This window comes from Streptomyces pyxinicus, assembly GCF_024753135.1.
In the GTDB taxonomy this organism is placed as follows: Bacteria; Actinomycetota; Actinomycetes; order Streptomycetales; family Streptomycetaceae; genus Streptomyces; species Streptomyces pyxinicus.
Map to the genome: position 1 here is coordinate 206,841 of NZ_JANUGP010000002.1, position 17,899 is coordinate 224,739.

General features: G+C 71.6%; 15 protein-coding genes and 1 pseudogene. 10 read left to right on the top strand and 6 right to left on the bottom strand.

Features of this window, described 5'->3' with window-relative positions:
• Positions 1–50: 50 nt before the first annotated feature.
• Complete coding sequence (locus NX794_RS03440) at positions 51–2,879, bottom strand: penicillin acylase family protein (RefSeq protein WP_258776599.1); 2,829 nt, start codon at positions 2,877–2,879, stop codon at positions 51–53.
• A gap of 214 nt (positions 2,880–3,093) precedes the next feature.
• Here NX794_RS03440 and NX794_RS03445 point away from each other — a divergent pair, with 214 nt between their 5' ends.
• From NX794_RS03445 to NX794_RS03470, 6 genes are all read left to right on the top strand, one after another.
• On the top strand, positions 3,094–4,653 hold the full coding sequence (locus tag NX794_RS03445) for a potassium/proton antiporter (RefSeq protein ID WP_258776600.1): 1,560 nt from the start codon (positions 3,094–3,096) through the stop codon (positions 4,651–4,653).
• A gap of 293 nt (positions 4,654–4,946) precedes the next feature.
• Positions 4,947–6,242, top strand: a complete 1,296-nt coding sequence (locus NX794_RS03450; RefSeq protein WP_258776601.1) for an MFS transporter — start codon at positions 4,947–4,949, stop codon at positions 6,240–6,242.
• Between the two features lie 67 nt (positions 6,243–6,309).
• On the top strand, positions 6,310–6,621 hold the full coding sequence (locus NX794_RS03455; RefSeq protein WP_258776602.1) for an FmdB family zinc ribbon protein: 312 nt from the start codon (positions 6,310–6,312) through the stop codon (positions 6,619–6,621).
• 100 nt (positions 6,622–6,721) lie between these two features.
• A complete protein-coding gene (locus NX794_RS03460) occupies positions 6,722–7,555 on the top strand; it encodes an S-methyl-5'-thioadenosine phosphorylase (RefSeq protein WP_258776603.1) in 834 nt (277 codons plus the stop codon).
• A 191-nt stretch (positions 7,556–7,746) separates the two neighbouring features.
• Positions 7,747–8,361, top strand: coding sequence for a hypothetical protein (locus NX794_RS03465; protein WP_258776604.1), 615 nt, complete (start codon positions 7,747–7,749; stop codon positions 8,359–8,361).
• A gap of 138 nt (positions 8,362–8,499) precedes the next feature.
• On the top strand, positions 8,500–8,976 hold the full coding sequence (locus tag NX794_RS03470) for an MscL family protein (RefSeq protein ID WP_258776605.1): 477 nt from the start codon (positions 8,500–8,502) through the stop codon (positions 8,974–8,976).
• Between the two features lie 19 nt (positions 8,977–8,995).
• Here NX794_RS03470 and NX794_RS03475 read toward each other — a convergent pair whose 3' ends face one another.
• Positions 8,996–9,172, bottom strand: coding sequence for a hypothetical protein (locus NX794_RS03475; RefSeq protein ID WP_258776606.1), 177 nt, complete (start codon positions 9,170–9,172; stop codon positions 8,996–8,998).
• A gap of 124 nt (positions 9,173–9,296) precedes the next feature.
• On the opposite strand from NX794_RS03475, the pseudogene NX794_RS03480 reads away from it, so the two are divergent.
• The 4 genes and pseudogenes from NX794_RS03480 to NX794_RS03495 all read left to right on the top strand — a co-directional run bounded on the left by NX794_RS03480 (position 9,297) and on the right by NX794_RS03495 (position 13,318).
• Positions 9,297–9,868, top strand: a pseudogene (locus NX794_RS03480) (low temperature requirement protein A).
• A gap of 101 nt (positions 9,869–9,969) precedes the next feature.
• Positions 9,970–10,995 (top strand): P1 family peptidase, encoded by a 1,026-nt coding sequence (locus tag NX794_RS03485; protein WP_258776607.1) that lies wholly within the window; start codon positions 9,970–9,972, stop codon positions 10,993–10,995.
• Positions 10,996–11,193: 198 nt separating this feature from the next.
• Positions 11,194–12,414, top strand: a complete 1,221-nt coding sequence (locus NX794_RS03490; protein WP_258776608.1) for a L,D-transpeptidase — start codon at positions 11,194–11,196, stop codon at positions 12,412–12,414.
• Positions 12,415–12,571: 157 nt separating this feature from the next.
• Positions 12,572–13,318 carry a DUF6227 family protein gene (locus tag NX794_RS03495; protein WP_258776609.1) on the top strand — a complete coding sequence of 249 codons (747 nt, stop codon included), beginning with the start codon at positions 12,572–12,574 and terminating at the stop codon, positions 13,316–13,318.
• A 52-nt stretch (positions 13,319–13,370) separates the two neighbouring features.
• Here the strand turns inward: NX794_RS03495 and NX794_RS03500 are convergent, their stop codons facing one another.
• The 4 genes from NX794_RS03500 to NX794_RS03515 form a co-directional block, all read right to left on the bottom strand.
• The gene (locus NX794_RS03500; RefSeq protein ID WP_258776611.1) at positions 13,371–13,622 is read right to left on the bottom strand and encodes a hypothetical protein; all 252 of its coding nucleotides are present in this window, start codon (positions 13,620–13,622) and stop codon (positions 13,371–13,373) included.
• A 122-nt stretch (positions 13,623–13,744) separates the two neighbouring features.
• Positions 13,745–15,973, bottom strand: a complete 2,229-nt coding sequence (locus tag NX794_RS03505; RefSeq protein ID WP_258776614.1) for a PTS fructose transporter subunit IIABC — start codon at positions 15,971–15,973, stop codon at positions 13,745–13,747.
• A 209-nt stretch (positions 15,974–16,182) separates the two neighbouring features.
• Positions 16,183–17,130 (bottom strand): 1-phosphofructokinase, encoded by a 948-nt coding sequence (gene pfkB, locus NX794_RS03510; RefSeq protein ID WP_258776615.1) that lies wholly within the window; start codon positions 17,128–17,130, stop codon positions 16,183–16,185.
• Complete coding sequence (locus NX794_RS03515) at positions 17,127–17,888, bottom strand: DeoR/GlpR family DNA-binding transcription regulator (RefSeq protein ID WP_258776617.1); 762 nt, start codon at positions 17,886–17,888, stop codon at positions 17,127–17,129. Before NX794_RS03515 ends, pfkB begins: the two co-directional genes overlap by 4 nt.
• Between the last annotated feature and the right edge of the window lie 11 nt (positions 17,889–17,899).

Below are 17,899 nucleotides of genomic sequence, written 5' to 3' on the forward strand. Positions count from 1 at the left end.
CCGTTTCGATGATCCGCCGGTTCGCCGGTGAGCCGGTTCGGCTCAGCGGCTCACGGCTTGAGGACGAGGGTGTCGCTCGTGCTCTTGCCGACCGCCTTGGCGGAGAAGGACCAGGGAAGCAGCTCGCCCTTGGCCCACTTGCCGGTCTGGTCCGTGTAGTGCGCGCTGAAGGCGTGCCCCGAGGCGCCGGTCAGGTTGATCCACTTGGACTTGTCGAGGTCGGCGAGGTTGACGACCATCCGCATGGACGGCACCCAGACCACGTTGTAGCCGCCGGCGGCGTTCCAGCCGGTCGCGTTCACGGTGGCCTCGCCGCCGCTGAGCTTCCAGGGGCCGCGGTTGAGCACGTACTGGAGGATCTCGGGGCCCTCGGTGCCGAGCGTCTGGTTCTTCAGGAACAGGCGGTGCAGCCGGCCCCAGCTCCAGGTGTCGATGTCCTTGCCGAGCTTGGCGGTCAGCTCCCAGCGGGCGTCGATCATGGCGCGGGCGAAGAGCTGGTCGCGGTTGTTCGCGGCCGGGCGGGTGCCGGACTTGGGCGTCTTCCACCAGTCGCTGTCCGGCTTGTCCATCAGGGTGCGCACGACCTCGAACCAGCGGTCGCCGCCGTCCGGCTGCGCCTGGTCGGCGTCCCGCTCACCGCACTCGCGGACCTTGGTGTCCTCGTCCACCGGGCCGGTGCTGTCGATCTTGTCGACCCGCAGGCACTGGCCCTTGACGCGCAGTTCCTTGGGCAGCTTGTTGCCGAAGGCGAGCTTCAGGATGTTGCGCCAGACGGCGTTGAAGTACGCCGCCGCGCCGGAGTCGGCTTCCTGGGTGTAGTCCCAGCCCTCCAGGAGCTTCTGCGCCTCGCGGACGTCCGGGTCCTTCAGGTTGAGCTTCAGCAGCTTGGGCACCAGGAGCTTGGCGATCTCGCTGCTGTTGTCCAGCTGCATCTGGCGCATGTCGTCGGTGGAGATCTTGCCGCCGTCCTTGATCTTGGACTCGATCAGGTCGGTGATGCGCTGGCTGCGGGTGCCGTAGCCCCAGTCGGTGGTGAGGGTGTACGGGTACTTGTCCTTGTCGACCACGGCCTGGTTGGCGGTGACGATGTAGCCGCGCTTGGGGTCGTACTCGTAGGGCAGCTCGTCCTGCTTGATGAAGCCGGTCCACTTGTACTTCGAGTCCCAGCCCGGTGCCGGGATGGAGCCGTCGTCCGCTGCGGAGCGGGTGGGGATCTTGCCGGGCAGGGTGTAGCCGATGTGCTCGCTGTCGGCGTAGACCAGGTTCTGCGAGGGGACGTCGAACAGTGCGGCCGCCTGCCGGAAGTCGCTCCAGTCCGCGGCCTTGTCGAGCGCGAAAACGGCGTCCATGGAGGTGCCCGGGTCGAGCGCGGTCCACCTCAGGGCGATGCCGTAGCCGTCGCCGCGGTCGGGCGCGGCCGTGTTGACGGTGGCCTTCTTGCCGACCTGCACGAGTTCGTCGTCGCGGTCGGAGAGCAGCGGCATCCCGTCCCGGGTCTGGCGGACGACGATCGACTTGGACGTGCCGCCGGCGACCTTGATGGTCTCCTCGCGGGTCGTGAACGGCCGGATCTTGCCGTCGGACAGATACCCGTTCGCGGTCACCTTCTCCAGGTACAGGTCGGTGACGTCGACCCCGGAGTTGGTCATGCCCCAGGCGATCTTCCCGTTGTGCCCGATGATCACACCGGGCATGCCGGCAAAGGTGTAGCCGGTGACGTCGTACTGGCACTTGCTGGAGACGGTCCGGCAGTGCAGGCCCATCTGGTACCAGACGGACGGCAGGGACGCCGACAGGTGCGGGTCGTTGGCGAGCAGCGGCTTGCCGGTGATGGTGTACTTCCCGGACACCACCCAGGAGTTGGAGCCGATGCCCTGGCCGTTCACGCCGACGGCGGTCGGCAGGTCGTCCAGGACCTTGTAGAGGCCCGACAGCTGGCTCGTGAGGCCCGATCCGGTCCCGCCCGAGGCGGACGAGCCGGTGGTGCCCTGCGTACCGGTCGTGCCCTGCGTGCCGGTCGTGCCCTGCGTGCCGGTCGTGCCCTGCGTGCCCGTGGAGGTGCTCGTGGAGCCGCCCTGCCGGAAGGTCTTCGTCAGCTCGTCGTACTGGCCTTCCTGCACGATCGGCTTGTTGCGGCTCGCGGGGTACTGCGGGTACAGGTCCTGGATCTGCTGCGGGCCGAGCCGGCTGGTCATCAGCGCGCGGTCGATCTCGTCCTGCATGTTGCCGCGCAGGTCCCAGGCCATGGCCTTGAGCCACGAGACGGAGTCGACCGGGGTCCACTTCTGCGGCTTGTAGTCGTTGGTGAAGCCCAGGGCCGCGTACTCCAGGGAGATGTCCTTGCCGTCCTTGCCCTGGAGGTAGGCGTTGACTCCCTTGGCGTACGCCTGGAGGTACTTCTTCGTGGCGGCCGACAGCTTGGTGTCGTACTCCTTCTCGGCGACCCGGTCCCAGCCGAGGGTGCGCAGGAACTCGTCGTTCTTGACCTGCCCCTGGCCGAACATCTCCGACAGGCGCCCGGAGGTCATGTGCCGGCGCACGTCCATCTCGTAGAACCGGTCCTGCGCCTGGACGTAGCCCTGTGCCATGAACAGGTCCTCGTCCGAGGAGGCGTAGATCTGCGGGATGCCGTAGCCGTCCCGCTTCACGTCGACCGGGCCGGACAGGCCCTGGAGCGAGATCGAGCCGGTGGTCTGCGGGAGGGAGGCGCGGACGGTGCTGATCGACCAGTAAGCGCCGTAGGCGATGCCTCCGATGATGGCCAGGACCAGCACGAGCACGAGGAGTCGGGCTTTGCGCCCCTTCTTCCTGCCTGACGTGACGGACGTGGCACCGGTGGTGGCGGTGTCACCCGTTGTGGCGGTGGTGTTCGGGGGCATCGCTGTCCTTGCTGTCCTAACGCGAGCGGCAGGTCGGGCTGTGACTTTGAATGAGCGCTGGAGCAACCATAGGCGCAGGGCCCTGTCCCCCTTGACGCGGAGTCGGGAACCGGCGTGCACGAGCGTTCGATCTTGCCCCGCCGAGCGTCAAGAAAGCGTCAAGAGTTAGGTAAGGTAACGAAGTACTTGGGTGCGGTGCGCCGCAGCCTCGGGCTTGTGTACGTGCGTTCGCGCGCCCCCGCGCGCGGGCCAAGGAAGGGAACCGCCGCTGACTGTCCACCACCTCAACCAGCTCCTGCTCGTCTGCTCCGTCGTCCTGCTCGTCGCCGTCGCGGCCGTCCGGATCTCCTCCCGCAGCGGGCTCCCCAGCCTGCTCGTCTACCTGGCCATCGGCGTCCTCATGGGCCAGGACGGCATCGGCGACATCCGGTTCGACAGCGCCGAAGTGACCCAGGTCATGGGATACGCGGCCCTGGTCGTCATCCTCGCCGAGGGCGGCCTGGGCACGAAGTGGAAGGAGACCCGGCCGATCCTGGCGTCCGCCTCCGTCCTGGCTACCGCGGGCGTCGCGATCAGCGTGGGTGTCACGGCCGCGGGCGCGCACTATCTGGTGGGGCTGGAATGGCGGCAGGCACTCATCATCGGTGCGGTGGTGTCGTCCACGGACGCGGCGGCGGTGTTCTCCGTCCTGCGCAGAATTCCCCTCCCCGCGCGCGTGACGGGCACGCTGGAGGCCGAGTCCGGCTTCAACGACGCCCCGGTGGTCATCCTGGTCGTCGCCTTCTCCACCGCGGGGCCGGTCGAGCACTGGTACGTCCTGCTGGGCGAGATCGTCCTGGAGCTGGCCATCGGCGCGGCCATCGGGCTCGCGGTGGGCTGGTTCGGCTCCTGGGGGCTCAAGCACGTGGCGCTGCCCGCCTCCGGTCTGTACCCGATCGCCGTGATGGCCATCGCCGTCACCGCCTACGCCGCCGGCGCGCTCGCCCACGGCAGCGGCTTCCTCGCGGTCTACCTCGCCTCGATGACGCTCGGCAACGCGAAACTCCCCCACTGGCCCGCCACGCGCGGGTTCGCCGAGGGGCTCGGCTGGATCGCCCAGATCGGCATGTTCGTCGTCCTCGGCCTGCTCGTCACCCCGCACGAGCTGGGCGACGACGTCTGGCCCGCCCTGGTCATCGGGCTCGTGCTGACCATGCTGGCCCGTCCGCTGAGCGTGATCCTCAGCCTGGCGCCGTTCCGCGTGCCGTGGCAGGAGCAGACCCTCATGTCGTGGGCCGGTCTGCGCGGTGCCGTGCCCATCATCCTGGCGACCATCCCGATGGTGAACGGCGTCGCCGGCAGCCGCCGCATCTTCAACATCGTCTTCGTCCTGGTCGTCGTGTACACCCTCGTCCAGGGGCCGACGCTGCCCTGGCTGGCGCGCAAGCTGCGCCTGGGCGAGCAGGGCGAGGCCTCCGACCTCGGCATCGAGTCGGCGCCCCTGGAGCGGCTGCGCGGCCACCTGCTGTCCGTCACGGTCCCCGAGGGCTCGCGGATGCACGGTGTGGAGGTCAACGAGCTGCGGCTGCCGCCGGGCGCCGCCGTCACCCTGGTGGTGCGCGAGGGCGAATCGTTCGTCCCGCTGCCCACGACGGTGCTGCGCCGGCGCGACGAGCTGCTGGTCGTCGCCACGGACCCGGTCCGCGACGCGGCGGAACGACGCCTGCGCGCGGTGGCCCACGGCGGCAAGCTGGCGGGGTGGCTCGGCACCGACGGGCAGGAGCGGGTGCGGTGAGCGCGCGCCGGGCAGGCCCGAGTCACCGGGGTGTTGCGGGGCCCTCACACGGGCACCGAACACAGGTGTCCGCGCCCCATGGTGCTCGTTTTCACAGGAGCGCAAACCCCGCCCCCTGTATTATCAAGGCACCCTGATCGAACCAACTCTGCCTGACGCAGAGCTGGCGCGACCCGTATGGCGGCCGGTACGCCCTCCGCAGTGGCCCCGGTATCTACCGCAGTTCCGCGCAAGAGGACAGCTCTCGGCGCCCCCGCACGGGCGCGCTACCAGGCGGTAGAAAGGCACGGGCCGTGGCGTCCACGGTCACCCCCGAGCCGGCGGAGAACTCGCCGGCTTCGTCCCGCCCGGGATACGGACAGCTGCTGCGCACCCGCGGCGCCTGGACGTTCCTGCTTCCCGGCTTCGCGGCGCGCCAGCCGTTCGCGATGCTCACGATCTCGATCGTGCTGCTCGTGCAGCACACCACCGGCTCGTACGGCGCCGCGGGCGCCGTCGCGGCCGCCACCGGTGTCTCCATGGCGGTGTTCGCGCCGTACAGCGGGCGCCTCGCCGACCGCTACGGCCAGCGCGCCGTGCTGCTTCCCGGCGTCCTGGTGCACGCGCTGGCGGGCCTGTCCCTGACGGCGCTCGCGCTGGCGCACGCCCCGTTGTGGGCGCTGTTCCTCGCCGCCGTCCCCACCGGCGCCTCGGTACCGCAGGTTGGCCCGATGGTGCGGGCGCGCTGGGGCGTGAAGCTGCAGGGCTCGCCCCTGATGACCACCGCGGCGGCGTTCGAGTCGGTCACGGACGAGCTGACCTTCGTCTTCGGCCCCCTCCTGGCCACCGCGCTGTGCACCGCGGTGGCGCCGTCGGCCGGTCTCCTCACGGAGGCCGGACTGACGCTGGTCGGCGGCCTGCTGTTCGCGGCGCAGAAGAGCACGCAGCCGCCGGTGAGCGCCGAAAGCGGCCACGCGCGCGCGGAGCACACCTCCGCGCTGCGCGTCCCCGGCGTGCGCGTGCTCATCGTCACGTTCCTGGGCATCGGTTCCGTCTTCGGCGGCATGCAGGTGTCGCTGGCGGCGTTCACCGAGTCGATCGGCGAGCCCGGCCTGAACGGCGTCCTGTACGGCGTCTTCGCGGCCGGCAACATGCTGTCCGGCGTGGTCTGCGGCGCGATCGCCTGGAAGGCCGCCCCCCAGCGGCGCCTGGTCGTCGGCTACACGGCGCTCGCGCTGATCGCGTCCGCCCTGTGGACGGCGCACTCGGTGCCGCTGCTCGCCGGGCTCGGCCTGCTGGTCGGCATGTGCATCGCGCCGGCGCTGATCACCGGTTACACGCTGGTCGACGGCCTGGTTCCGGCCGGCGCCCGCACCGAGGCCTTCACCTGGCTGACGGGCGCCGTCGCGCTCGGTCAGGCGGCCGCCGTCACCATCGCCGGACAGCTTGAGGACCGGCTGTGGGACGGCGCCGGATTCCTGGTGCCCATGGCCGGTACGGTGCTGGCGCTGGTGATCCTTCTCGCGCTGCGATCCGCGCTGGTCGCACCGGCGCGGAACCGTACCGTCGCGCGTGGCGTCGGTCACCGCGTGCCGGTCACGGTGGACTGATCCCCGGGAATACGTCACTATGGACCGTCGTTAGCACTCATCGAGTGAGAGTGCCAGGAGGAAGACAGTGCCGACCTACCAGTACCAGTGCACCGAGTGCGGCGAGGGCCTTGAAGCGGTGCAGAAGTTCACCGACGACGCGCTGACCGAGTGCCCCAGCTGCGGTGGCCGCCTGAAGAAGGTGTTCTCCGCGGTCGGCATCGTCTTCAAGGGCTCCGGCTTCTACCGCAACGATTCGCGCGGCTCCTCGTCGAGCAGCAGCCCCGCCTCGAAGCCGAGCACGTCGTCGTCCGACGCGAAGTCGTCCGAGTCGAAGCCGGCCTCGTCGGCCCCGACGTCGTCGTCCTCGACGAGCTCCGCCAGCAGCCCCGCCGCCTGAGGCCTCTCACTCCGGGCCCTGCCGTCGTACGACGGCAGGGTCTTCGGCATCTCCGGGGACCGTCTCCCCCGCGCCCACGCGGACAGCTAATGTGCTGGTCATGGCGAACGCAGAGATCGGTGTAATCGGCGGCTCGGGCTTCTACTCGTTCCTCGACGACGTGACCGAGGTCGAGGTGGACACCCCCTACGGGCCGCCCAGCGACTCCCTCTTCCTCGGCGAGATCGCCGGCCGGCGGGTGGCCTTCCTGCCCCGGCACGGCCGCGGCCACCATCTGCCGCCGCACCGCATCAACTACCGCGCCAACCTGTGGGCCCTGCGCTCGCTCGGCGTCCGCCAGGTCCTCGGCCCGTGCGCGGTGGGCGGACTGCGGGCCGAGTACGGCCCCGGCACGCTGCTCGTGCCCGACCAGTTGGTGGACCGCACGAAGTCCCGGGCCCAGACGTACTTCGACGGGCTGCCCCTTCCCGACGGCTCCGTGCCGAACGTCGTCCACGTGTCCGTGGCCGACCCGTACTGCCCCGGCGGCCGGTCCGCCGTGCTGAAGGCGGCACGCGGGCGGGACTGGGAACCGGTGGACGGCGGCACGCTCGTCGTCGTGGAGGGGCCCCGCTTCTCGACCCGCGCCGAGTCGTTGTGGCACCAGGCGCAGGGCTGGTCGGTGGTGGGGATGACCGGCCACCCCGAAGCGGCGCTCGCCCGGGAGCTGGAGCTGTGCTACACCTCGCTGACCCTGGTCACCGACCTGGACGCGGGTGCCGAGACCGGCGAGGGCGTCTCCCACGAAGAGGTGCTGCGGGTGTTCGCGGCCAACGTGGACCGGATGCGCGGGGTGCTCTTCGACGCGGTGGCGGCCCTGCCGGAGACCGCGGCACGGGACTGCCTGTGCGTGAACGCCCTCGGGGGCATGGACCCGGGCTTCCCGCTGCCGTAACGGACCGTGTGCCGGGCCGCCTCGGGCGGCGGTACGGCTGGGGGCGGGGGCCGGGCAGGTGAGCGGAATTGCCCGTTCGGGTGGCCGAGTTGTCCACAGCCCGTCGGTGATCCACCGGCTCCGGCGGAATCCGGCGCGAGGCCTCATCGTGGCAGCGACAGCCGAACTCCTCGCCGCAGGCGGTGCTTGCCATGATCTTGCCCTCGTCGTCCCCGACCCCCTCCTCTCTGCCCTCTCTTTCGGAGCCGCCCGGCCGTTCCGCCTTCTCTCCGCCCCTGCGACTGCCGCGTCCGCTCGGCACGGACGCCCCGGCCACGTGCGAGGTTCCGCGGTTTCCGCCGGTGCGGGTGCGCGGCGGGCGGTACCGGCTGCAACGGCTCGTACGGCATCGCGGGCGGGCCCTCGCGGCCGGTCTCGCGGTGACGGCCGCCGCGCTCGTGGCCGCCGGGCCGCGAGCCGGTACCGAACCGCACCGGGCGGAGCGGGTCCGGGGGCACCCGGTCGCGGAGCCGGTGCGCAGGCCCGCCGTCCCGGACGTGGTGACGGCGCCGGTGCGGATCGCCGACGCCGCCACCGTCCGGCTCCTGCGCGCCGGTGACCGCGTGGACGTCATCGCCGCAGAGGACCCGGCGAGCGGAGGTGGCGCGCGGGTGCTCGCGCGCGGCGCGAGGGTGACGAGGGTTCCGGCGCCCGTCGAAGGCAGCGTCGAGAGCGGGGCCTTGGTCGCCCTGTCGGTACCGCGGGCCACGGCGGCACGGCTGGTCGGTGCGAGCGCGACAGCCCGTCTGGCGGTGACGCTGTGCTGAGCCGCCTCGTCAAAACCCTCGGAAACGTGTTGTCAAGTCGCTCGATCGAGCGATCGAATTGGACACAATGGCCTGACCGTGACGTAGGTTGCGGAGCGTTTCGTTCCACACCCTGTGCAGACGAGGAGAGGCCCCGAGGTGAGTGCGAAGAGGGAACCGAACATCCTGCAGGGCTTCAAAGCCTTCCTGATGCGCGGCAACGTCGTCGATCTGGCAGTCGCGGTGGTCATCGGCGCGGCCTTCACGAACATCGTCAGCTCGGTGGTGAAGGGGATCATCAACCCGCTGGTCGGCGCGATCGGCACCCAGAACCTCGACAACTACACCACGTGCCTGAAGGGGCCCTGCAAGGAGGCCAAGGACGGCACCGTGCAGAGCGGGGTGCGCATCCTGTGGGGCTCGGTCCTCGGCGCGACGCTCACCTTCGTGCTCACCGCGGCGGTGGTGTACTTCCTGATGGTCCTGCCGATGTCGAAGTACCTGGCCCGGCAGGCCGCCCGCAGGGCCGCGCGCGAGGGCACCAAGGAGGTCATGGAGGTGACCGAGCTGGAGGTGCTCAAGGACATCCGCGACGCGCTGGTCGCGCAGCGCGGACCGGGGCACGACGGGCGTTAGCGGCCCTTGTGCGAGCCGCTCACAGGTGGTGGGGCGGCTTCTCGTCGAGGAAGCGCTTCAGGTCGGCGGCGCTGTCGCGGTCCGGGCGCTCGCCCCACCCGCGGTCGGTGTCGTCCGAGGACTGCTGGTCCAGCGGGTCGTCGAAGACCAGCGCGGGCCTGGGGGCGCGGGGCTCGGATTCCGGGGCGGTGCTCATGCCACCAGGGTACGGCGCCGCCCCGGACGGGCCGGCGAGTGTCCGCCACCGCCAGACACTGGAGGAGCGCGATTGTGAATGGCTTTCCAAGATTTCCGGGTGCCTTTCTGCTCTTCCGCGTGGCATGACATCCAGTTCCGCTTCGGCGCCCGCCCAGCCGAGCGGACCCGGGCCCGTCCGGAGTCCTGAGAAGGCTCACCGCGCGCGGGCGCGACGAAGGGACCACCTGCTGATCTGGCTCGGCTACCTGATCACGCGGCTGGCGATGGCCGGCCAGTGGCTGAGAGCGGCGAGATCGACGGCGGGCACGGAGCGGACCACGGCGCTGCGGTACGCGTTCGGTGTGCTGCTGTGCCAGGTCGGCCGGCTCGGCCTGAACCTGTTGCCCGCGCCGGGCCGGCCGGGGGGGGGCCTGGTGATGGCCGTCCTGGAACTGTCCCTGCCGGTGTACGCCGAGAAGGACCGGCAGACCGGCAGACCTCCTGGCATCCGCGTCACATCGCCGAGCGGTACGGCCTGTTCACGATCATCGTGCTCGGCGAGACGGTCGCGGCGGCCACGGTCGCCGTGCGATCGGCCGTGGACGAACCCGACGCGCTGGGTGAGTTGCTGCCCATCGCGGCGGACGGACCGCTGGGGACTGGGCCGTGCCGGCTGCGGGACTCGTGTCCTCGGCCGCGGTGGCGACCGGTGTGACCCTGAGCGCGCTCAGGACCGGGCGGATGCGCCCGTCCCACACCACCGCGCCCGCGGGCTGCCCCGGGGAAGCCGGCCCGGGCTGCGCCAGACTGGCGGTCATGACAGTCGACGCATTGACGGACGTCGCCGGACTGCGGGTCGGGCACGCCACCCGCAGGGGCGACGGTTGGCTCACCGGCACCACGGTCGTCCTCGCCCCCGAGGGGGGTGCCGTCGCCGCCGTGGACGTGCGCGGCGGCGGGCCGGGCACCAAGGAGACCGACGCGCTCGACCCCCGCAACCTGGTGCGGAGAGTGGACGCCGTCGTGCTGTCCGGGGGCAGCGCGTACGGACTCGACTCCGCCTCCGGGGTGATGGCCTGGCTGGAGGAGCGGGGGCGTGGGGTGCCGGTGGGAGCGGACCCGGCGCACGTCGTGCCGGTCGTGCCCGCCGCGTGCCTCTTCGACCTGGGGCGCGGGGGAGACTTCCGTGCCCGGCCGGACGCCACGACCGGGCGCGAGGCGGTGGAGGCCGCGGCGGCGACCACACCGGGTACGCGGGTACCCGAGGGCAGCGTGGGCGCCGGTACGGGCGCCGTGGCCGGAGGACTCAAGGGCGGGGTGGGCACCGCGGGCGCGGTGCTCGACTCGGGGATCACCGTGGGGGCACTGGTGGTCGTGAACGCCGCGGGGGCCGTACTGGATCCCGAAACAGGGGCGCTGTACGGGGAGTTGTCCGGCGGCCGGGTGACGTATCCCCCGGATCACGTGCACCAGGCCGCGCGCCGCCGGCTCGCCGAGAGCACCGCCCGGAACGCGGCGCCTCAGCTCAACACCACGCTGGCGGTGGTCGCGACCGACGCGGCGCTCTCCAAGGCACAGGCGCAGAAGCTCGCGGGTACGGCCCACGACGGGATCGCGCGTGCCGTACGGCCCGTGCACCTGCTGCACGACGGGGACACGGTGTTCGCTCTGGCCACCGGCGCGCGCCCCCTCGACGCGCACCCCCTGGCGCTCAACGAGATCCTCGCCGCCGGCGCGGATCTCGTGACGCGCGCGATCGTACGCGCGGTGCGCGCCGCCGAGTCCGTCGAGGGACCCGGGGGACTCTGGCCGTCGTACGGGGACTTGTACGGCGGGAAGTAGCAAGGCCTCCCGGGCAGGGCGGTGTTCACCAGGGCACGCGATGGCGCGATGCCGGGCACGGGCCTCGGACCTGCAATGTCGCGGTTCTGTCACGTAATGGCGCTCATGGTGTACGGACGGAACCCCGGCGGGGGCCGGTGCCCTCTTTCCTGACGCACTGGAACGGATCACGCACATCACACGAACCTGGAGCAGCCTGTGGCAACGCCGGACATTGCAGCGCGGCGCGCACTGGTGGCCTGTGCCGCCATGATGGTCGGCACCCTCGCCCTGACCGCCTGCGGAGGCGACGCCAGCGCGGACAACAGCGATGGCAAGGGCGGTAAGGACTCGCCCAAGACGTCGGCGGCGAAGATAGCGATCTCCTCGAAGGACGGTTCGACGGACGCGTCCATCAACGCGACCGGCGTCAAGGTCAGCGACGGCAAGCTGACCGACGTGAAGATGACCGAGGCGGAGTCGGGGCAGACCGTGGCGGGGGCGATATCGGCGGACGGCAGGAGCTGGAAGCCGAAGGAGCAGCTGGAGCGCGGGACGAAGTACCGGATAGGCGCGACCGCCAAGGACGCCGACGGGCGGACGGCGGCGGCCAACTCGATCTTCACCACCGTCACCAAGGCCAACAGCTTCATCGGCACCTACACGCCGGACAACGGCTCGACGGTGGGCGTGGGCATGCCGGTGTCGTTCACCTTCGACAAGTCGATCACCGACAAGAAGGCCGTGCAGTCCCACATCCAGGTCACCAGCAGCAGCGGGCAGCAGGTGGTGGGGCACTGGTTCGAGGACCGGCGACTGGACTTCCGGCCGCAGGAGTACTGGAAGGCCGGCTCCAAGGTCACGATGCGGATCGACCTGGACGGCGTGCAGGGCGCGAAGGGTGTCTACGGGGCGCAGAAGAAGACCGTCTCCTTCACGGTCGGGCGGTCGCAGGTCTCCACGGTCGACGCGCACACGCAGACGATGACGGTGGTCCGGGACGGCAAGACGCTCAAGTCGGTGCCGATCTCCGCGGGCAGCGCGGAGCACACCACGTACAACGGCCAGATGGTGGTCTCCGAGAAGTTCACGCAGACCCGGATGAACGGCTCCACGGTCGGGTTCGGCGGGGAGTACGACATCCCGGACGTGCCCCACGCGATGCGGTTGACGCAGTCGGGGACGTTCATCCACGGCAACTACTGGTACAACAAGGGCAACCCGCCCTTCGGCCGTCAGGGCACGAGCCACGGCTGTGTCGGGCTCGCGGACGTCCAGGGAGCGCAGGGCGCCACGTCGGCCAAGTGGTTCTTCGACAACACGCTCGTCGGGGACGTCGTGATCGTCAAGAACTCCCCCGACACGACGGTGTCGCCGGACAACGGCCTCAACGGCTGGAACATGTCCTGGAGCGCGTGGACGGCGGGAAGTGCCGTCTGAGCGGCCATTCCTGACCGTACGACGGGCCGCGCGGGAACTTTTCGCGCGGCCCTCGCGTTTTCCCGGCAGACGTTTTCTCGGTTCGCGAGCACGATGTCCGACCGAGGGGCTACGGTATGCACCCACTAGGTGACATGCAGCAACGCCGGGAGAAACCTTGAGCGTTCCGTACGAGACCGCAGCGTACGAACCAGCCGAGTCGCCCGAGTCTCCGGAGGAGCATCTCGCGCGACTCCTCGGCCGTGCCCTGAACTCCTTCGAGCTGCCCGACGACGTGATACAGCGTCTCGACAGCGCGCTGGCGCACGACAGCTCCCTGCACTCGGCCCACCACAGCGCGGGGCTGCACCGCGAGACCTACCGGCACACCTGGCTGCTGGCCGACGGTTCGGCGGTCACACTGTGGGAGCTGGCGCACAACCCCACGCCGGGCAGCGCTCCGGAGCACGAGGTGTACCTCGACCAGGAGGAACTGCAAACCGCCGCCGAGCGGCTCGGAGTGCCCCCGGAGTCGCCGGAGTTCGAAGTACCCGCGCTGATGCGGCTGTGGGCGATCCCCGAGCCCCGGCACGTCTTCGCCGACGACGACTCGGCGGACCACGCGCGCCGGCTCCTGCGCCGCGCGGAGAACCCCGACCGCCCCGGCGAGGAGACGGCGGCGCTGCTGGCGACGGCGACCGCGCACGAGATCACGCAGGCGTTCGGACGGCCGGGCCGGGCAGGGCGCGCGGGGCTGAGTTTCGCGCTGTACGAGCACGCGTTCCTGCTGCCGGACGACAGTGAGACGTCCCTGTGGGAGGTCGAGCACACGGCGACCCCCGACGGGCGGCACATGTGCGAGGTGTACATGTCCGAGGACGCGGCCCGGGACGCGATGGAGCGGCGCGCGGCGCGGCAGGGGTAGTGCGGAGCGCCTCCGGTGGGCGCGGGAGGCGCGGGGCGACTCGCGCCGCCGGTCAGCCTTCGGCGAGCCGTCGTACCAGGCCGGCGAACGCGTCCTGTTCGGCGGGGGTCAGTTCGACCGACTCCAGCGGGTGGCCGAGCCGGCGCTGACTGGGCAGCGCCGGGAGGGGTGCGGCAGGGCGGCGGGCCAGGGCGGGGAGTCCGGCACGGCGCAGCACGCGCCACAGGACGACCGTCCAGGCGACGGCCGCCGCGGCCAGGACGGCCATGCCGATCAGCTGGAGGGTCGGGGCGTGCTCAAGCATGTCCTCCAGTACACACCACGGTCCGGGACTTCGGACCCGGACCGTGACGTATCTCGCAGGTGCCGTGAACAACTCACAGCGAACTAAAGGGACAAGAGTGTGCGCGGAGGGTGCTGCGTTCCTCAGGCCGCCACCGGCTGGCGGCCGTCCTTCCGGATGGTGGCCGGGTCGGTCGGGGCGGGCTCTACGGTTCGCCCGCGCAGTCCCTTGAGAAGGATCACCAGGGCCGTGGTGGCACAGACGCCGGCCGCGATGGCGATCAGGTAGAGGAACGGGTTGCCGATCAGCGGGACCACGAAGACGCCGCCGTGCGGGGCGCGCAGGGTGGCGCCGAACGCCATCGACAGGGCGCCGGTGAGGGCGCCGCCGGCCATGGCGGACGGGATGACCCGCAGCGGGTCCGCCGCGGCGAACGGGATCGCGCCCTCGGTGATGAAGGACGCGCCCAGTACCCAGGCCGCCTTGCCGTTCTCGCGCTCGGCGGGGGTGAAGAGCCTGCCGCGCACGGTCGTGGCCAGGGCCATCGCGAGCGGCGGGACCATGCCGGCCGCCATCACCGCTGCCATGATCTTCATCGCCGAGTCGCTGGGGTCGGAGACGGCGATACCGGCGGTGGCGAAGGTGTAGGCGACCTTGTTGACCGGGCCGCCGAGGTCGAAGCACATCATCAGGCCGAGCAGGGCGCCGAGCAGGACCGCGTTGGCACCGGTGAGGCCGTTCAGCCAGTCGGTGAGGGCTTTCTGGGCACTGGCGATGGGCTTGCCGATCACGACGAACATCAGGAAGCCGACGACCGCGGAGGAGATCAGCGGGATCACCACCACCGGCATGATTCCGCGCATCGCCGCCGGGATGTTCACCTTCTGGACCGCCATCACCACGCCGCCGGCGAGGAGACCGGCCGCCAGGCCGCCGAGGAAGCCCGCGTTGATGGTGAGGGAGATGGCTCCGCCGACGAAACCGGGGACCAGGCCGGGGCGGTCGGCCATGCCGTAGGCGATGTAGCCGGCGAGGACCGGGACGAGGAACCCGAAGGCGACCCCGCCGATCTGGAACAGCAGGGCACCCCAGCTGTCCGCCTGGGTCCACACGAAGTGGTCCATCACCGACGGCGCCTTGTTGATCTTGTAGCCGCCGATCGCGAACCCGAGCGCGATGAGCAGCCCGCCCGCGGCGACGAACGGGACCATGTAACTGACACCGGACATCAGCCACTTGCGGAGCCTGGTGCCGTAGCCCTCGGTGGAGTCGCCGGCGCGGTCGACCGGCGTACCGGCGTCGGAAGCCGGAGCGGTCGTCTCGCCGCGCGCCGCCTTCTCGCGTACCTCGGTGATGAGTTCCGTGGGGCGGTTGATGCCCGCCTTCACTCCGACGTCGACGGTCGGCTTGCCCGCGAAGCGGTCCTTCTCGCGTACGGGCACGTCGTGCGCGAAGATCACGCCGTCCGCCGCCGCGATCGACGCCGGTTCCAGGCGGGTGAAGCCTGCCGAGCCCTGTGTCTCGACGGTCAGTTCGACGCCCGCCTCCCGGCCCGCGTTCTCCAGGGACTCGGCCGCCATGTAGGTGTGGGCGATGCCGGTCGGGCAGGAGGTGACGGCGACGATGCGGAAGGGGCGCTCGTCGGAGGGTGCGGCCGTGTCCGGGCCGGCGCTCGTGGGAGTCGCCTGCGCCGGGGCGGACGCGCCCGCCGTGCGCGCCGTACTGCCCGCTGCGGCGCCGGTGGAGGCCGCCACCGGCGCCGCAACGGTGTCCTCGGGGGCGTGGGAGTCGCCCACGGCGCTCTGAGCAGCGCTCGAAGTCAGGTGCGCGCCCGGCGCGTTCACGTCCTCGCCGACGCCCGGGCCATCCGCCCCCTCACCACCGGCGCCCTCGCCGGAGCCACACGCCGCCGTCTCCTCCCCCGGCGGCACCGCGTCCCCCCGGATCAGCGCCGCCGCCGTCTCCGCGTCCTTCGTCGCCCGCAGCGCCGAGGTGAATGCGGCGTTCATGAGCCGGCGGGCCAAGGAGGAGAGGATCGTCAGGTGGGCGTCGTCGGCGCCGGCCGGAGCCGCGATCAGGAAGACGAGGTCGGCCGGGCCGTCGGCGGCTCCGAAATCGATGCCGGCGGCGCTGCGTCCGAAGGCGAGGGTCGGCTCGGTGACATGGGCGCTACGGCAGTGCGGGATGCCGATGCCGCCGTCGAGGCCGGTCGGCATCTGGGCCTCACGGGTGGCGACGTCGGCGAGGAAGCCCTCCAGGTCGGTCACCCGGCCCTGGGCCACCATGCGCTCGGCGAGGGCGCGCGCCGCCGCTTCCTTGGTGTCGGCGGACAGGTCGAGGTCGACCAGGTCCGCGGTGATCATGTCGCTCATCGCGGGCTCCTATGCACGCGTATCGCCCGGGGGAAGGCAGGGGCGGGTGGGGACGGGGACTCGCGGTGGGTGTGGACGGCTCCGGCCGGCCGGAGCCGTCGTACGCGGGCCGGGCTCGACCGCGATGACGTCGGCTCCAGGACGAGCGCGGCGTCCGTGGTGACCGGTGCCGCAGAGCGATCGAGGTCGGCCGGGACGGCAGCGTGCCGTCATGACGCCGGCTCCGTCAGCTCGCGGTCGAGCGGGATGTCCGTGGTGACTGTGACGGCGGACGGGTCGAGGTCGGCCGGGGTGGGCATGACACTGCCGGGCAGCCCTACCGCGGCGGCGCCGTGGGCGACGGCGGAGGCGAGGGCGTCCGGGCCGCTGCCGCCCGCGATGAGGAAGCCGGCCAGGGAGGAGTCGCCGGCGCCGACGTTGCTGCGGACGGTGGCCACGCGCGCGGTGCCGAACCAGACGCCGGTGTCCGCCACCAGGAGCTGGCCGTCGGCGCCCAGGCTCGCCAGTACGGCGCGCGCGCCCATCCCGCGCACCTCCTCGGCCGCCTTCAGCGCGTCGCCCACGGTCGTCAGCGGGCGCCCGACGGCCTGCGCGAGTTCCTCGGCGTTGGGCTTCACCACGTCGGGCCGCGCGGGCAGGGCCTCCAGCAGCGCACGCCCCGAGGTGTCCAGGGCGATGCGCGCGCCCCCGGCGTGCGCCCGCGTGACGGCGTCGGCGTACCACGAGGCCGCGAGCCCCCGGGGCAGGCTGCCGCAGCACGCGATCCAGTCGGCGTCGCGGGACTGCGCGCGCACGGTCTCCAGGAGGCGTTCCTGCTCGGCCGACGACAGTTCGGGACCCGGGGCGTTGATCTTCGTGAGCACCCCGTCGGCTTCGGCGAGCGCGATGTTGGAGCGCGTGGCGCCCGCGATCTGGACCGGCGCGACCTCGATGCCCTGCGCGTCGAGCAGTTCGGCGACGAGCGCCCCCGGCGCACCACCCAGAGGCAGGACAGCGACCGTGCGCCGCCCCGCCGCCGCGACGGCGCGCGAGACGTTCACGCCCTTGCCGCCCGGGTCCATGCGCTCGGTCTCGGCGCGGATGACCTCGCCGCGCTGGAGGGACTGGACCTCGTAGGTGCGGTCGAGGGAGGGGTTGGGGGTGACGGTGAGGATCATGCGCGCGCTACTTCCGTGCCGCCGCGCTCGATGGCGGCGGTGTCTTCGGGGTTCAGCCCGCTGTCGGTGATCAGCAGGTCCACATCACCCAGGGCGCCGAAGCGGGCGAAGTGCTCCTGGCCGTGTTTGGCGGAGTCGGCCAGCAGCACCACCCGGCGGGCGGCGGCGACGGCGGCTCGTTTGACGGCGGCCTCGGCGAGGTCGGGGGTGGTCAGACCGTGCTCGGCGGAGAAGCCGTTCGCCGCGACGAACAGCACGTCGGCGCGGATCTCGCCGTACGCGCGCAACGCCCAGGCGTCCACGGCGGCGCGCGTACGGTGCCGTACGCGCCCCCCGACCAGATGGAGCTGGATGCCCGGGTGGTCGGCGAGGCGGGCGGCGATGGGCAGGCTGTGGGTGACGACCGTCAGGGAGGCTTCCAGCGGGATCGCGGCGGCGACCCGGGCCACGGTGGTGCCGGCGTCGAGGATCAGCGTGCCCTCGGTGGGCAGTTCGGCGAGGGCGGCCTTGGCGATGCGGTCCTTCTCGTCGGCGGCGGTGGACTCGCGCTCGGCGAGATCCGGCTCGAAGTCGAGACGGCCGGCGGGGATGGCGCCCCCGTGCACCCGGCGGACGAGACCGGCACGGTCGAGGGCCTTCAGGTCGCGGCGGATCGTCTCCGCGGTGACCTGGAACTCCTCGGCCAGCGACAGCACGTCCACCCGGCCGCCGTCGCGGGCGAGCCGGAGGATCTCCTGCTGCCGCTCCGGTGCGTACATGTCCGTTCGCC

Excerpts from the sequence above, each read along its gene's own strand:
- NX794_RS03440 (WP_258776599.1), bottom strand. The coding sequence starts at position 2,879 with ATGCCCCCGAACACCACCGCCACAACGGGTGACACCGCCACCACCGGT.
- NX794_RS03460 (WP_258776603.1), top strand. The coding sequence starts at position 6,722 with ATGGCGAACGCAGAGATCGGTGTAATCGGCGGCTCGGGCTTCTACTCG.
- NX794_RS03465 (WP_258776604.1), top strand. The coding sequence starts at position 7,747 with ATGATCTTGCCCTCGTCGTCCCCGACCCCCTCCTCTCTGCCCTCTCTT.
- NX794_RS03475 (WP_258776606.1), bottom strand. The coding sequence starts at position 9,172 with ATGAGCACCGCCCCGGAATCCGAGCCCCGCGCCCCCAGGCCCGCGCTG.
- NX794_RS03485 (WP_258776607.1), top strand. The coding sequence starts at position 9,970 with ATGACAGTCGACGCATTGACGGACGTCGCCGGACTGCGGGTCGGGCAC.
- NX794_RS03500 (WP_258776611.1), bottom strand. The coding sequence starts at position 13,622 with ATGCTTGAGCACGCCCCGACCCTCCAGCTGATCGGCATGGCCGTCCTG.
- NX794_RS03505 (WP_258776614.1), bottom strand. The coding sequence starts at position 15,973 with ATGAGCGACATGATCACCGCGGACCTGGTCGACCTCGACCTGTCCGCC.
- pfkB (WP_258776615.1), bottom strand. The coding sequence starts at position 17,130 with ATGATCCTCACCGTCACCCCCAACCCCTCCCTCGACCGCACCTACGAG.
- NX794_RS03515 (WP_258776617.1), bottom strand. The coding sequence starts at position 17,888 with ATGTACGCACCGGAGCGGCAGCAGGAGATCCTCCGGCTCGCCCGCGAC.